The following is a 16704-nucleotide window of genomic DNA, read 5'->3' on the forward strand; positions in this document are numbered from 1 at the left end:
TTAGTTATAAATTTGTTTCGAAACGAAAAAATATAACAAAGAAAAACCGTCTTTTTCAGACGGTTTTGTTAGAAATATAAGAATATGCAATGTAGCGGAAACTTCTGTAACTCTACTGTTTAGTTTTAAGAATGTCGCGTATTTCCATAAGCAGTTGCTCCTCTGTAGTTGGTGCAGGAGGTGCTGCCGGAGTCTCGGCTTCTTTCTTTTTGGTTCTTTCATATACTTTAAGTGCTAAAAAGATACAGAACCCAACAATGATGAAGTCGAGTGTTATCTGTATAAAATTACCGTAGTTAATAGTAACGGCATCTACTGCAGCAACTGTTTCTCCATTCACTACGGTTTCTGGAACGCCTTCTTTCAATACATATTTAAGATCCTTAAAGTCAACACCGTTAAGGAGCATGCCTATAGGTGGCATTAAAATGTCGTTTGTAAAAGATTTTACGATGTTACCAAAGGCACCACCAATAATAACGGCTGTTGCCAGATTTACAATATCACCTTTCATCAAAAAGGCCTTAAAATCCTTAAAAAATCCCATAGGCTAAAATTTTGGTTAATTAAATTGATTGTTCAGCTAAAGCTAATTTACAAAAAACTTGGATTATTCCTTATAAAAAACACGTTTTACCCGTTGGGAAATACTGGTTAAAATCTCATAGGGTATGGTTCCCAGTGCGTTTGCCATTTCCACAACGGTAGGGGCATTGCCAAAAATTACGGCCCTGTCACCTTCTTTGCAGTCTATATGGGTAACATCTACCATCATCATATCCATAGAAATGGTTCCGGTAATAACCGCCTTCTGGCCTTTTATAATGACATAGCCTTTTTCGTTACCCCAACTTCGAGGTATGCCATCGGCATATCCTATAGGCAGGGTAGCGGTGCGTATTTTTTTGTCGGCCATAAACCTGCGGCTGTATCCTACGCTTTCTCCCGGTTCAATATCCTTTATCTGGAGGATAACGGTTTTAAGCGTGCCTACGTTTTCAAGCGATCTGCGTTCCTCGGCATCATTGCCCACGCCGTAGAGTCCTATGCCCAGGCGCACCATGTTAAACTGATGTTCGGGGAAATTATAAATGCCCGATGTGTTTAATATATGACGAATAGGGTTGATACCTAAAGCATCGATTATTTTTTGTGAACGGTTACTGAATTTCTCAATCTGTTCCAATGTGAAATCCCTGTACTGTGGAACATCGCTTGACGACAGGTGGGAGAAAATACTCTTAACCGAAACGAAGTTGTTGTTTTTAAGCAGGTCGATAAGTTCGTCCAGCTGATGGGCCTCAAACCCTAAACGGTGCATGCCGGTATCCAGTTTTATATGGATAGGATAGTCCGATAGGTTTTTTTGCTGTGCAATGGCTATAAAGGCCCTAAGCTCCCTTGCCGAATAGACTTCGGGTTCCAGGTTGTAGGCAATCATGGCATTAAAGGCACTGGCCTCAGGGTTCATTACTATAATGGGAGTGCTTATACCTGCATTGCGAAGGGCAATACCTTCGTCGGCAAAGGCCACACCCAGATAATCCACTTTATGGTGCGAAAGCAGTTTGGCAATTTCATAGCTGCCACTGCCGTAACCAAAAGCCTTTACCATAACCATAATCTTGGTTTCGGGTTTTAGTTTTGCACGGTAAAAATTAAGGTTGTGCACTATTGCATTGAGGTTTATCTCAAGGACCGTTTCGTGGGTCTTTTCTTCAAGCAGTACAACGATTTCCTCAAAACGGAAACTCCTTGCCCCCTTAACCAAAATGGTCTCGTTGCTAAAACTGTTAGCATTGTATTGGGCTAAAAATTCCTGAGTGGTTTTGTAGCTTATAAAATTCGGAAAATCCGATAGCCTTTTGCTTATCGTTTCGCCTATGCCGATTACCCTGCTAATATTATTAGCAGCCAAAAGGCGGCTTACTTTAGCATAGAGTTCCTCTACGGCAAATCCGCTCTGGAAAACATCCGAAAGGATAATGGTTTTCTTTTTATGGGTTTTGTGCTGTTCTAAAAAGTCAAGCGCTATTTTTAGAGATTGGTAGTCAGAACTGTAACTGTCGTCTATAATGGTGCAGTCGTTAATGCCGCTTTTTACCTGTAGGCGCATTTCCACCGGATACAGTCCGGCAAGGCGCTCCCTTATGGCTTCGTGGTTGTATCCCAAATGCAACAGCAGCATAAGGCAGGTTATGGCATTTTCTACGAATGCCTCATCAAAAAACGGAATTACAACTTCAAAATTGTCGCCATTGTATTTTACGGAAAGTAATGTCCCCTCTGGGGTTGACTGTCTGTTAAGGTTTACATCGGCATCATTATTAAAACTCCAGGTAAAAGTTTTTTTACCGTTCAGTTCCTGTAAAACGGCATCGTCCTTTTTAAGGATAACAATATCTGAATCTTTAAACAGTTTGACTTTTTCCTGTATTTTCTGCTGCCTGTCGGTAAAGCCTTCATCATGTGCACCGCCGATATGGGTAAGTATTCCTATACCGGGTTTTATTATGGCTGCCAGTTTTTCCATTTCGCCCGAAGTGGAAATTCCTGCCTCAAAAATACCTAAATTGTGTTTTTCGTTTATACCGATAACCGAAAGCGGCACACCTACCTGAGAGTTGTAGCTTTTAGGGCTTCGGATAATATTATAATCGGGGCTTAAAAGGTAGTTAAGCCATTCCTTTACTATGGTCTTGCCGTTACTGCCCGTTACCCCAATAACCGGAAAACTGAAAAGCCCGCGGTAGTAAACCGCAAAATCCTGAAGTGCTTTCAGGGTGTTTTCCACTACAAAAAAATTGGCTTTTCCTTTGGTGTCGGCAGGTATATGGGTAACAACAAAATTGAGTACTCCTTTAGCGATAAGTTCAGGTATGTAGTAATGTCCGTCGCGGTTTTGTCCCGGCAGGGCAAAAAATAATGTTCCGGCATTGTTTTGCAGCGAACGGCTGTCTATAGAAACATTGTCAATTTCCATATCGGGCTGTATGCCTTCGAAATGAGGGTTGACAGCCTTTATGATATTGTTTGTTTTTATGCTCAAGGGTAATGTATTTTAGTTTCTTTACAAAAGGCCTTCTTTGTCTTCCTTTTTAGATTCTTTTGCCTGCTCTTTCATCGCCCTGAAAAAAGCCGCCCTGCTAAGGGGCTCATATTCTTCGGTTTCGCCAAGCAGTACCAGTTTGTCGTTTTGCGCTTTACGGAAGCTGTAATTGGCCAGGTTTCCGGTGCGGGTACAAACCGCATGTACTTTAGTAACATATTCGGCTGTTGCCATAAGTGCGGGCATGGGGCCAAAAGGATTGCCTTTAAAATCCATGTCAAGTCCGGCTACAATAACCCTTATGCCGTTGTTGGCAAGGTCGTTGCAAACCGATACGATCTCATCATCAAAAAACTGGGCTTCGTCTATACCTACCACATCACACCCCTGTGCTAACAGGCGCAGCATGGAGGCCGATTCTACCGGAGTGGAGCGTATTTCGTTTGCGTCGTGCGACACTACCATGTCATCATTGTAGCGGGTGTCTATAGTGGGTTTAAAAATCTCCACACGCTGGCGGGCAAACTGTGCCCTTTTTAAACGGCGTATAAGTTCTTCGGTTTTCCCCGAAAACATCGAGCCGCAGATGACTTCAATCCACCCAAATTGTTCTTTATGATTTACTGTATTTTCGAGAAACATTTTGTATTTTTCAGGCTGTAAAACAGAAATGTTTTATGTTACTTTGTATTTAAACAAATTTATTAAAAAAGTATTGCGCCACTCTTTATTGTTCCAAAAGTTATGAAGAAAAAATTAGAAGCAGAATTGATAAGCATTGCACACAGGATACTGAAGCTTAAGAATAAGGCAGAGATAGAGCAGCTGCAGCAGGAAACGCTTAAGCTGTATGAAAAACTGTCGGTGCTTAAATTTGTAGAGGAGAATTTTCATGATGTAAAGCCTACCATAGGCTATGCTTCTGCAGAGGAGAAGCTGGAAGATATTTACGGGGTAAAAGAAGATACGGAAAAACCGGACGCCGTTAAGGAAGCTCCTGCCGATGCCGGAGAGCCTAAAAAAGAACCGGGAGAGGCAGAAAAAGAGGCTGCTGCCGAGAGTGAAGAGGAAACCGTTGAAGTCAAAGGCGAGGTTAAAGAGGAAGAGAATAAAGAAGAAACCCCTGAGCCGGAGCAACAGATTGAGCTTGAAAAAACCGAAGAGGAACTTGAAGCGATGGAAGAGTCTGTTGAGGCGGTGTATGAAAAAGAACAGGACAGTACCGAAGATGAAGAAGAACAGGCTGCCGATGCCGAAATGATAACCCTTGAGCCGGAAGCGGATGTTGAGGTAGAGAAATCGGATGTTGGTTTTGAGTTTGCCTTTGAAAGAAAAGCCGCTCCGGAGGAACCGAAAGAAGAGCCTAAAAAGGAAATCGGGATAGACGATTTTCATGATTACGTAGAGCCTGAATTTGTAAAGAAATCAGACTTTGAAGCTCCGAAACAGGAAGAACCAAAAGAGGAACCTGTAGCAGAAACTCCTGGCGAGCCTGTGTTTGAACCTGTAAAAGAAGAGCCAAAAGCGGAAGAACCTAAAAAAGAAGACAGTTGGGCACCTTCATCATCAAGATCTTTAAACGATACGTTTGCCAAAACCATTACATTAGGGTTAAACGACCGTATTGCTTTTGAGAAACATCTTTTTGGCGGCAGTGCCGATGATCTTAACCGTGTGGTTTCGCAGCTTAATACTATCAATACCTATGATGAGGCCAAAACGTTTATAAACGACCTTATCAAGCCTGATTATAACAACTGGGAAGGGAAAGAGGAGTATGAAGAGCGTTTCTTCCAACTGGTTGAAAAAAGATTTGATTAATGTCTAAGCTATACATAGTACCCACGCCGATAGGCAATCTGGAGGATATGACCTTCAGGGCAATTAAAGTGCTTAAGGAAGCCGACCTGATACTGGCGGAAGACACCCGTACCAGCGGTAAGCTGATGAAGCATTTTGAAATTGCCACCCACATGCAGAGCCACCACATGCACAACGAGCACAAAACCGTTGAGAATATTGTAAAGCGCCTGCAAATGGGGGAGACCATTGCCCTTATTTCGGATGCGGGTACACCTGCTATTTCCGATCCCGGATTTTTGCTTACACGTGCCTGTGTGGAAAACAATATACCTGTAGAATGCCTGCCGGGTGCTACGGCTTTCGTGCCTGCCCTGGTAAACAGCGGATTGCCAAACGACAAGTTTGTTTTTGAAGGTTTCCTGCCTGATAAAAAGGGAAGGCAAACGCGCTTTTTAGCCCTTGCCGAAGAAACCCGTACCATGATATTTTATGTGTCGCCGCACAAACTTGTTAAAACCCTTGGCGAGTTTGTACAGTATTTTGGAGAAGACAGGCCGGTATCGGTTTCACGTGAGTTGAGTAAACTGCATGAGGAAACGGTGCGTGGTACAGCTACTGAAGTACTGGAGCACTTTACCAAAAAAGAGCCAAAAGGCGAAATAGTGGTTATTGTGGGGGGTAAACCCGAGGTGAAGAAGGGTAAAAAAGATAGGAATAGCGAAGAGTAACTTTTTTTTGTGTAGTTATGGACTTTTTACAGGAGCTCCATTTCAGGAGAGATTTCTTTCATAATAATTTTTCAATCAGGCCTGAAGTCAGAAGGCTTGATACACGCTTTGAGATTTTTAAAATTAGTTGTCCTGTTTGTGGTTATCTTACTCTTAAGCAAAGATGTGCGTATGATATATGTTGGCTTTGTTTTTGGGAAGATGACGGAACCGATAATTTTGATTCTGAAATTGCAAAAGGAGGGCCTAATGGCAATATGACATTATCTGAAGCGAGGACTATTTTTCTTAATTCAAAAAGGCAATTAATGGATTTGGATTTTATGAAGGATGATATAAGGAATACCATTAAATTAAAAATGATTTTTCTCGATAATCTTATACTAAATAATAATTCTAAAAATGATATTTTAAAAGCTCATGAAGAGCTTATTGCTGTTTTTGAAGGGAATAGTATTACGGGACTTGATTCTTTATTCAGACAATAAAAAAACCGGAAAACTAATTTTCCGGTAAAGGTATGTGCTGGTAATTATCCCAAAAAGTATCGTTAGGGTTTTTATTGAACTTCTCCAGTTTTTCCCAAAAAGGTGTTCTTGTAAAATCTATATCTGCATAGTCTTTTTCTTCAGTAAGGTAATTGTATACAGTAGTGGTTATGTCTTTTGTGTTATTCCATTTTCGTGTAGCCGAACTTAATACCCACTTATCATTAATGTTTACAAAGTTTCTTTCCAGATAGCTTGTTTTACTTTTATCATACATTTCAATTACTTTTACAATTCCATATGTTTTCTTGTCCGCATATACTGTGACAAACTTGTCTGTATAGTCTTTGTCAGTACTATATTCCAATATATAGCATTCGTGTCCGTTTATTGTTGTTGTACCTTCAATAGATATATCGTAGTTTTTTAACCTGCCTTTTTTAAGATAGTCAGGTTTGTAAAGCAACAGGTTATTCATTCTTATTCCCCATAAATCTATCGAGCCTTTTTTTGTTAACTCTTCTGCTGCTTGTGTATATGTTACCACCCTGCTTTTATAAACGAGTGCTTTAGTGTTATGTTCTCCGTTATGTTTTAGTTTTCCGTAATATTCCTGTATCAGGTCAATATCTTTCCAGTTATCATCATATTGCACTACACGTGTAAAATATTCATAGTAGGCGGGGTCTACATCATGATTGTTTTTAAGGTTTTCTGCTACTTTAAGGGCTATATCATATCCTGTATTTTCTTTGCCTATCACAACCTCATTAAGCTGCATTGAACCTTCCTCTAAAATGATGCTTTTAGGAAAGTCGCTCGTTATTTTAATTTCTCTAGGTTGGTAGCTAAGGTGTGATATCAGTAATGTTTTGTCGGTGTCCGGATTGATAACTATGTAAAAATCGCCCGATTCGTTTGAGAGAGTAGATTTTTTGCTTTCGGGAATGTAAATATTAGCAAAGGCTACAGAGTTGTTGTTGCTGTCGGTTAATTTTGATTTGATAGCTGTTTGCGCTGCTACTGAAAAAGAAATGATTAATAGTAGAAAGTGTAAGATGTGTTTTTTCATTAAAGTAATTTTAGTTAGTAAAAATTGCTTTTCGGTTGGCAAAGCCCGTGCCAATGGTTACATTTGGGGAATAAACTTTTCTACATGCGCTGGACCCTCAAATCTAAACCCGATTCTCAAAAAGTAAAACATTTAATGCAGGTGCTTCAAATTGATGAGGTTGTAGCCTCATTGTTGGTGCAGCGTGGTATTGAAACTTTTGAGGAAGCAAAAACATTTTTTCGTCCGCATTTAAGTGATTTGCATGATCCGTACCTTATGAAAGACATGGATAAGGCGGTTATGCGTATTGAAAAAGCTATTGCCGATGGAGAAAACATTATGGTTTTTGGCGATTATGATGTGGATGGTACTACTGCTGTGTCGTTAGTTTCTTCTTATCTAAGGTCATTCTATCCGAATGTAGCTACCTATATTCCCGACAGGTATAAGGAAGGCTATGGGGTGTCTGATGCGGGAATCGACTTTGCAGACGACAATGGCATTACCCTTATTGTTGCCTTGGACTGTGGGATAAAATCAATTGATAAGGTTGAGTATGCCAAATCTAAAGGGATAGACTTTATTATCTGCGACCACCACCGCCCGGGTGATGAATTACCGGATGCGGTTGCGGTTTTAGATCCCAAACGTGCCGACTGTAATTATCCGTATGATGAACTTTGCGGTTGTGGAGTAGGGTTTAAGCTGGTACAGGCACTGTCAGAGAGGAGAGGGCAAACTATTACTGATCTTGTTCCTTATCTTGACCTTGTGGCCACTGCTATAGCTGCCGATATTGTCCCTATAACAGGGGAGAACCGCGTACTTGCCACCTTTGGTTTGGATATTATTAATACTTTCCCCAGGCCGGGCATACAGGCGCTTATTCAAAATGTAAAAAAGCAAAAACTAACCATAAGCGATGTGGTGTTTATTATTGCACCGCGTATTAATGCTGCAGGGCGTATTTATCACGGTAACAAAGCAGTTGAACTGCTTACCGAATTCAATTTGGAGCAGGCAGAAGAGTTTGCTTCACAGATTGAAGGCCTTAATACCGATCGTAAGGATTTGGATAAGCAAATCACCACCGAAGCGCTTATGCAGATTGAAACCAACAATGAACAGGAGCGATTTTCTACAGTGGTGTATGATGAGAACTGGCACAAGGGGGTGATAGGTATAGTCGCATCCCGCCTGATAGAAACCTATTACAGGCCAACACTGGTTTTTACCAAGAGCGGTGAAAAGCTGGCTGCTTCCGCGCGTTCTGTAAAGGATTTTGATATTTACAATGCACTGGAAGCCTGTGCTGATTATTTAGAGCAGTTTGGCGGGCATATGTATGCAGCCGGGTTAACGTTAAAGGAAGAACAGTTTGCCGGGTTTAAGCAAAAGTTTGAGGAAGTGGTTTCGACCACCATCGCTCCTGAACTTTTAATTCCGGAAGTTGCTGTTGATGCCGAAATTGATTTTATAGATATAACTCCGAAATTTTTCAGAATTCTCAAACAGTTTGAGCCTTTTGGTCCCGGTAATATGACTCCGGTTTTCCTTTCTCGTGGTTTAAGGGATACCGGTTATGGTAAACCTATAGGAGCTGATGAAACGCATCTGAGACTGTTTATAAAACAGGGAGAAGGAGAGGGGTTTGGAGCTATTGGTTTCGGACTGGCTTCAAAAATGAATATTGCCTGTGGAGGTGAGTTATTTGATGCCGTTTATTCTATTGAGGAGAACGAATGGAATGGCAATGTTACACTACAGTTACGATTAAGGGATATTCGTTGTGAAGAATAACCGTTAATAACTTTTTTCCAAAATCAATTATTTTATTTAGAACGGTTTTAAATAATTTATATTTTTGTTTAAAACCATCACAATGAAAGAGATTGAACAAATATACTTTAACGACTTTGGTGTATCGTTTTACTGGCGAAAAAATGATGTTGTGCTAAAAGAAAGGGTACAGATAATCTTCAAAGAAACAGGCTTTTACTTTACGCACGATGAGGTAAAACAGTTTGCCGGAATTGTTAGCGATATGTTTGCCAATGCGGGTTGTAATGGCTGTAGTTTCAGAAACAAATGTCATAGGGTATTACTAAAAACTCCTGTAAAAGAAATTGATCTGGCTGTATCTTCTCAGGAACTTACAGATATAAAAGACCTGCTGGAAGGTACTTTGTTTACCATCAGTCTTAATGAATATATAAATAACGTTTGTCGTAATTAATTTTTATATTCTTTCAGCTCAAATTTTTCTCCGTCAAAAACACCATAAGTAAAGTAGCCTATCCAGTCTCCCAGATTAATATAAGTAGAGTTTTTGCCAAGGTCTATTGTCATAGGTAAGTGCCTGTGTCCGAAAACAAAAAAGTCATAATGCTTTTTCTCCAGTTTCCTTTTGGAATAAAGCACCAGCCATTCGTTTTCTTCTCCTAAAAACTTTACATCGGCATCACCTGAAATAAGTTTGTTTTTTACCGAAAGGTATTGTGCCAGTCGTACCCCTAAATCAGGATGCAGCCATCGGAAAAGCCATTTGGAAAAAGGATTGGTAAAAACCTTTTTCATGCGCTTATAGCCTTTGTCTCCCGGGCCTAAACCGTCTCCGTGACCTATAAGGAAGGTCTTGTTGTTAAAAGTGAATTCTTTTGGTTTATGATATACCGGAATATTAAGTTCCTTTTCAAAATAATCGTGCATCCAAAGGTCATGATTTCCCGTAAAAAAGTATATAGGAGTGCCTGAGTCGCGAATTTCGGCCAGCTTGCCTAAAACGCGCACAAACCCTTTAGGGACAACGGTTTTGTACTCAAACCAAAAGTCAAAAAGGTCTCCTAAAAGGAATATAATATCGGCATCATGTTTAATTTCATCCAGCCAGGCAACAAATTTTTTCTCTCTGGGGAAACTGGCTTCGGGAGTTGGAGCTCCTAAATGTTGATCGGAAGCGAAGTATATTTTGAGTCTGTCAGACATGAAAATCTTAATGTTTATGCCAAAGATATAAAGAGTATTTTAAAATTATGACATAACGTTATGTTATTGATATATTTTTAAATTCATAACAAATTGCGCAAAATTTGTTTTTTTTAGTTAAAACTTAAATAATCGGCACTCTTAGGTGTATGATTTTGTCTTTTTTTTTCTATTTTCGGTAACTTAAACATAAACTACTAAATATTAATCTATGAAAAAAATTACTTTATTATTTTTCATGTCATTATTGTCTTTGTGCAGTTTTGCGCAAGAGGTGGGTATAGATCCGCCTGAAGGCTTTGAAGGTGCAACTTTCCCTCCTACAGGGTGGTCAATTCATGATAATGACATTGGAAATTTGCAAGTGTGGAAGCAAACTCTGGATGAGCCGGGTTATCCCTATCCGCCTAATACAGGAACTTTCGCTGCTTTTATTGATCGTGAAAACGTGTCGGATGCAGGTGATCCTGCAAAAGACTGGTTAGTAACGCCACTATTTGAGATGCCTGTTAACGGGCAATTACGTTTTTGGTCAAGGCTTACCCTGCCGGGTAACCAAGGGACTATTTACAGGATTATGATAGCACCTGAAGGTGCTGATTTAGATGATCTTGCTTCTTATACAACTGTACAGACTTATACGGAAGCTTTAATTAACCCGTCTCAAACAGAATATAATGAGATTGTGCTTAACCTTCCGGGTACTGCAGGTCAAAACTATCATGTGGCTTTCATTATGGAAGGTGACTTCCAGGATCGTTGGTTAGTTGATGATGTTGCTATCGTTCAGCAGTGTTTACCGCCTACTAACCTGGGTGTTTCGGGAGTTACAGATACAACTGCTACTTTAACCTGGACAGGTGCTGCTCCTCAATATGAGGTTGAGGTTGTTCAGCTTACTGAGGTTCCTACAGGTTCTGGTGAAATAGTAGACACTAACTCTTATGTTGCCGATCCGTTATTACCAATGACTCCTTACAGATTTTATGTAAGATCTGTATGTGGTGTGGGTAATACAAGCGACTGGGCAGGACCGTTTAACTTTAATACGGCGCCTGAAAATGATGCTTGTGCCGATGCCATTGCATTAACGGTTAACCCAACTAATATTTGTACTTCAAGTACACCCGGAAGTATTAATGGTGCTACGGCTTCTGCCGAGGCAAATACTTGTGGTGGTACTGATGATGATGATGTTTGGTTTACTTTTGTGGCTACAAGTACTACTCACTTAATTAACTTAAACAATATTACAAATGGTACTACAGACCTGTTCCATGTGGTTTACTCAGGTACAGATTGTGGTGCTTTAACTCAGTTATATTGTAGTGACCCTAATAATAGTACTGCTAATGGTTTAACTGTTGGTCAGACTTATTATATTAGAGTGTATTCATGGACTGCAACTGCGGGACAAACATCAAACTTTAATATATGTGTAGGTACACCGCCACCACCACCGGCAAATGATGAGTGTGCTAACGCTACTGCGGTTGCTGTTAACCCTGATTTAAACTGTGCTCAGTTTGCGACAGGTACAATCTATTCGGCAACAGCTTCTGCTGATGCTAACTCTTGTGGTGGTACAGACGATGACGACGTATGGTTCTCATTCGTGGCTACAAGTGCTAATCATACAATTAACCTTAATAACATTACAGGTGGTACAACAGATTTATACCATGCTGTATATTCAGGTACATGTGGATCATTAACAAACCTTGTTTGTAGTGACCCTAATAACAGTATTGTAGGTGGGCTTACAATAGGTAACACTTATTATGTAAGGGTTTATTCGTGGACTGCGACAGCTAATCAAACTTCAGCTTTTGATATCTGTATTGGTACACCGCCACCGCCGCCAGCAAACGACGATTGTGTTAACGCTACTGCGGTTGCTGTTAACCCGGACTTAAACTGTACACAGTTTACTCAGGGTACAATTGCTTGGGCTACACCGTCTGCTGATGCTAACTCTTGTTTTGGTACAGACGACGACGATGTGTGGTTCTCATTCGTTGCAACTGCTACTACTCATACAATCAACCTTAATAACATTACAGGTGGTACAACAGATTTATTCCATGCTGTATATTCAGGTTCTTGTGGTACACTAACAAACCTTGTTTGTAGTGATCCTAATAACAGTTTAGTGGGTGGTCTTACAATAGGTAATACTTATTATGTAAGAGTTTACTCGTGGACATCTACTCCTGGACAAACATCAGTATTTGATATTTGTGTTGGTACACCACCTCCACCACCTGCAAATGACGAGTGTGCTAATGCTACTGTAGTATTAACAAACCCTGATTTACTTTGTGGTAACGTTGGTACAGGTACAATTGCATGGGCTACAGGTTCTGCTGAAGCTAACTCATGTTTTGGTACAGACGATGATGACGTATGGTTCCAGTTTGTAGCTACAAGTACTACTCACACCATTGATTTAACTAATATTACAGGTGGTACAACAGATTTATACCATGCTGTTTATTCAGGTACTTGTGGTGCATTAACAAACCTTGTTTGTAGTGACCCTAATAACAGTATTGTTGGCGGACTTACAATAGGTAATACTTATTATGTAAGAGTTTACTCGTGGACTTCTACTTCAGGACAAACATCTACGTTCAATATTTGTATAGGTACTCCTCCACCGCCACCGGCAAATGATGAGTGCGCTGATGCAATTCAGGTTTTAACAAATACTGATTTAAGCTGTACTAACTTTGAGTCTGGTACAATTGCGTGGGCTACTGGTTCACTTGAGCCAAACTCTTGTTTTGGTACAGATGATGATGACGTATGGTTCTCATTCGTTGCAACAAACGATGTTCATACTATAAATCTTAATAACGTAGTTGGTAGTACAACTTTCCTTTATCATGTTCTATATGAAGGTGTTTCTTGCGGTTCTATGACTCAGGTTTACTGTTCTACTGCTAACTCAAGTTTGGCAACCGGACTAACTGTAGGTCAAACATATTATGTAAGAGTTTATTCTTCTACAGCTACAGGAGGTCAAACTACCACATTTGATATTTGTGTTGGTACGCCGCCGCCGCCGCCGGCAAACGACGAGTGTGCTCAGGCTGTTCCGGTACCGGTTAACCCAACTCAGGTATGTGCACAAACTGTGCCTGGTTCAATTGCATGGACTACACCATCTGCAGAAGGTAATACATGTTTTGGTACAGACGATGATGACGTTTGGTTTGAGTTCGTAGCAACAGGGCCAACTCACCTAATAAGCCTTATAAATATTACAGGTGGTACAACAGATTTATATCACGTATTATATGAAGGTGATGAGTGTGGTACTTTAACGCAGCTTTACTGTAGTGACCCTAACCAGAGTGTTGCTAACGGTTTAACAGCTGGTAATACATATAAAATAAGAGTTTACTCTTGGACTTCAACATCTAACCAGCAATCAAGCTTTGATGTGTGTGTAGGTACACCACCTCCGCCACCAGCAAACGACGAGTGTGCTGAAGCTATTCCGGTACCGGTAAACCCTGCTCAGTTCTGTATTGAGACAGTACCGGGTACAATTTATTCGGCTACTGCTTCGGCAGAAGGTAACACTTGTGGTGGTACAGATGATGATGACGTATGGTTTGAGTTCGTGGCAACAGGACCGGAACATATTGTCTCTTTAATAAACATTACTGATGGTACAACAGATTTATATCACGTACTTTATGAAGGAGATGAGTGTGGTGCTTTAACGCAGCTTTACTGTAGCGACCCTAACCAGAGTTTAGCTACCGGATTAACGGCTGGTACTACATATAAAATAAGAGTTTACTCTTGGACAAGTACTGCTAACCAGACTTCAAGCTTTGATGTTTGTGTAGGTACACCTCCACCGCCACCGGCAAATGACGAGTGTGCAGATGCAACAGTAGTTCCTGTAAATGCAGGTACAGAATGTATAGAGTCTGTAACGGCTTCAATTTATTCAGCTACCGCTTCACCGGAAGGTAACACTTGTGGTGGTACAGATGATGATGACGTTTGGTTTGAATTTACTGCAACGAATACAACTCACTTTATTACACTTTATAATATAAATGGTGGTACAACAGATTTATACCACGTACTTTATGAAGGTGATGAGTGTGGTGCATTAACTCAGGTATATTGTAGTGATAACAACCAGAGTTTAGCAACAGGTTTAACGGTAGGTACTACCTATAAAGTAAGAGTATACTCTTGGACAGGTACTGCTGGTCAAACATCAAACTTTGATATATGTGTAGGTACTCCTGCTGGTTCAATTCTTGTAGATGATACTACATTTACTACAGAGCAGCTAGTAGAAACGGTACTTATCGGTTCTGAGTGTGCTATTGTATCTAATATTACTTCTCAGTCAGGTTCTGATTTTGGAGGATCAAGCAGTATCGGTTACTTTAACTTTAACGATTCAAGCTTCCCGTTCAATGATGGTGTAATACTGGCAACAGGTAGTATTAACGAAGCTCCTGGACCAAACCCTAATAACAATGCAGGTACAGTAGGAACCGGTTGGGGTGGTGATGCAGATCTGTCTGCAATTATTGCTGAAGGTGGTAACACAGGTACACTTAATAATGCTACTATATTAGAGTTTGATTTCATACCGTTAACAAACCAGATAACATTCGATTTCCTATTTGCTTCAAATGAGTACGGTACTTTCCAGTGTAACTTCTCTGATGCATTTGCATTCATCCTTACGGATTTAGAAGATGATACAGTAGATCCGGTAAACTTAGCGGTTATACCAGGGACAAACGTACCGGTATCAGTTGTAAATATTAGGGATGCGGCTTATAATGCAGGATGTGAGTCTGTTAATCCTGAGTATTTCGATACTTTCAACCAGGATAATCCTTACGGTTCGGCTATTGGCTATAGAGGACAAACAGTTGTAATGACAGCTGCAGGAGATGTAATACCGGGTAACCAGTACCATATCAAGCTTGTAATTGCCGATTATAATGACTCGTCCTTTAACTCTGCCGTATTCCTTGCGGGTGGTAGTTTTGATATCGGAGGTATAGATATTGGAGAAGACCTTACTGTTATAGGTGGTACAGCTATTTGTGATCAGGAAGAATCTACAATTTCAACAGGATTAGACGAAGAATTTTATGACTTTGTTTGGTACACTGTTGATGAAGATGGTATAGCTACTGAGATTCCGGGTGAAACAGGAGCTGATTTAGTAGTTAATGAGACTAATGATTATAGAGTAATTGCTACTTATACAGGCTCTACATGTTCACTGGAAGGTAACAAACGTGTTGAGTTCTATCTTCCGGTTCCTGAAACTGTAGGAGCTCCGGTAGACCTTATAGCTTGTGATGCAAGTGGATTCTCTACTTTTGACTTTACTTCTAATACAGATCTTATAGAGGCAGGAATTATTGAAGGTTATGATGTTGCAGACTTTGTAATTTCTTACCACGCTTCTGAGGATGATGCTCAGAATAATGCAAATCCTATAGGTCCAGTATATGAAAATACGGTTGCAGACTCTCAACCTATATATGTTAGAGTGGTTTACACGCCAACAGGATGTGTGGGTATACTTAACTTTAACCTGATCATTCAGGATCTTACACCTGATTTTGATATGGGTGGCGATTTTAATATCTGTGAAGGTACAACTGATGTAACTATCGATCTTGTAGCTAATAACTACGATCCTGCATCACCTGATGTTACTTACTCATGGACTTACGATGGAGACCCATTACCTGATACAGGAAGCAGCGTAGCTGTTATAGGAGAAGGTACTTATGAGGTTACGGTTAACAACTCAGGTTGTGAGGCTACCCAGTCAGTATTTGTAACGGTTACTCCGGTGCCGGTTGCAGATGTTATGACAGATGTTACTTCGTGCGACAGTTATGTATTACCGGCACTAAGTGCAGGAAACAACTACTACACAGGTCCTGCAGGTTCAGGTGATATGCTTACAGCAGGTACTGAGATAACAACAGACCAGATGATTTATATCTATGCAGAATCAGGTACTACACCTGTAAATTGTACAGATGAGAGCAGCTTTATGGTAAGTGTTGTTCCTACTCCGGTACTTGGTATAACAGGTGGTTGTGAAGGCGGAATTTATACGCTTGAAGTTTCTCTTGATGATAATTATACTGAGGAAACAGTTCTTATCGAGTGGACAGGCCCTAACGGATCTACGGTAGGTACAGGTCTTACAGCTGTTGCTGATGCGACAGGTGAATATATGGTAACCGTTACCCCTGTTGGTGGTGATATCTGTTCTTCTGTTCTTGTACAGACTGTAGAGAGTATTGCTTGTACAATCCCACGCGGTATTTCTCCGAATGGTGATGGTATGAACGACGAGTTTGATCTGACCGGATTTAATGTAACCAAGATAGGCATCTTTAACCGTTACGGTAAAGAGGTTTACAGCCAGAGTTCTTACAATAAAGAATGGCATGGCCAGGATAAGGGTGGTAACGAGCTTCCTACGGGGACGTATTTCTACTCTATCGAGCTTGGCGATGGTACCAGCAAAACAGGTTGGGTTTACATCAACAGAGAAGACTAAGATATAATAAAGGT

Annotated in this window: 11 protein-coding genes; 6 read left to right on the forward strand and 5 right to left on the reverse strand. The window is 40.4% G+C overall.

Annotated elements, in window-relative coordinates; genetic code table 11:
- Positions 1–112: 112 nt before the first annotated feature.
- The 3 genes from mscL to FUA48_RS05190 form a co-directional block, all read right to left on the reverse strand.
- Positions 113–547 (reverse strand): large-conductance mechanosensitive channel protein MscL, encoded by a 435-nt coding sequence (gene mscL, locus FUA48_RS05180; protein ID WP_147582560.1) that lies wholly within the window; start codon positions 545–547, stop codon positions 113–115.
- Between the two features lie 63 nt (positions 548–610).
- Positions 611–3049, reverse strand: coding sequence for a bifunctional UDP-N-acetylmuramoyl-tripeptide:D-alanyl-D-alanine ligase/alanine racemase (locus tag FUA48_RS05185; protein ID WP_147582561.1), 2439 nt, complete (start codon positions 3047–3049; stop codon positions 611–613).
- A gap of 21 nt (positions 3050–3070) precedes the next feature.
- Positions 3071–3691: a thymidine kinase gene (locus tag FUA48_RS05190; protein WP_147582562.1), complete on the reverse strand. Its 621-nt coding sequence runs from the start codon at positions 3689–3691 to the stop codon at positions 3071–3073.
- A gap of 102 nt (positions 3692–3793) precedes the next feature.
- Between FUA48_RS05190 and FUA48_RS05195 the strand changes: the two genes are divergently transcribed.
- The 3 genes from FUA48_RS05195 to FUA48_RS05205 are packed head-to-tail and all read left to right on the forward strand — an operon-like array spanning position 3794 to position 6068.
- A complete protein-coding gene (locus tag FUA48_RS05195) occupies positions 3794–4870 on the forward strand; it encodes a hypothetical protein (RefSeq protein WP_147582563.1) in 1077 nt (358 codons plus the stop codon).
- On the forward strand, positions 4870–5580 hold the full coding sequence (gene rsmI, locus FUA48_RS05200) for a 16S rRNA (cytidine(1402)-2'-O)-methyltransferase (RefSeq protein WP_147582564.1): 711 nt from the start codon (positions 4870–4872) through the stop codon (positions 5578–5580). The genes FUA48_RS05195 and rsmI overlap by 1 nt, the downstream gene beginning before the upstream one ends.
- A 17-nt stretch (positions 5581–5597) precedes the next feature.
- Positions 5598–6068 carry a CPCC family cysteine-rich protein gene (locus FUA48_RS05205; RefSeq protein WP_147582565.1) on the forward strand — a complete coding sequence of 157 codons (471 nt, stop codon included), beginning with the start codon at positions 5598–5600 and terminating at the stop codon, positions 6066–6068.
- A gap of 13 nt (positions 6069–6081) precedes the next feature.
- Here the strand turns inward: FUA48_RS05205 and FUA48_RS05210 are convergent, their stop codons facing one another.
- Positions 6082–7140 (reverse strand): carboxypeptidase-like regulatory domain-containing protein, encoded by a 1059-nt coding sequence (locus FUA48_RS05210; protein ID WP_147582566.1) that lies wholly within the window; start codon positions 7138–7140, stop codon positions 6082–6084.
- 84 nt (positions 7141–7224) lie between these two features.
- On the opposite strand from FUA48_RS05210, the gene recJ reads away from it, so the two are divergent.
- A complete protein-coding gene (recJ, locus tag FUA48_RS05215; RefSeq protein ID WP_147582567.1) occupies positions 7225–8922 on the forward strand; it encodes a single-stranded-DNA-specific exonuclease RecJ in 1698 nt (565 codons plus the stop codon).
- 82 nt (positions 8923–9004) lie between these two features.
- A complete protein-coding gene (locus FUA48_RS05220) occupies positions 9005–9358 on the forward strand; it encodes a hypothetical protein (RefSeq protein WP_147582568.1) in 354 nt (117 codons plus the stop codon).
- On the opposite strand, the gene FUA48_RS05225 is transcribed toward FUA48_RS05220, so the two are convergent.
- Positions 9355–10107, reverse strand: a complete 753-nt coding sequence (locus FUA48_RS05225; RefSeq protein WP_147582569.1) for a UDP-2,3-diacylglucosamine diphosphatase — start codon at positions 10105–10107, stop codon at positions 9355–9357. The two genes, FUA48_RS05220 and FUA48_RS05225, sit on opposite strands and share 4 nt — an antisense overlap.
- 211 nt (positions 10108–10318) lie before the next feature.
- Between FUA48_RS05225 and FUA48_RS05230 the strand changes: the two genes are divergently transcribed.
- Entirely contained in the window at positions 10319–16690 is a 6372-nt protein-coding gene (locus tag FUA48_RS05230; protein ID WP_147582570.1) for a choice-of-anchor L domain-containing protein, read from the forward strand.
- The last annotated feature ends 14 nt before the right edge of the window (positions 16691–16704 follow it).

Source organism: Flavobacterium alkalisoli (assembly GCF_008000935.1).
In the GTDB taxonomy this organism is placed as follows: domain Bacteria; phylum Bacteroidota; class Bacteroidia; order Flavobacteriales; family Flavobacteriaceae; genus Flavobacterium; species Flavobacterium alkalisoli.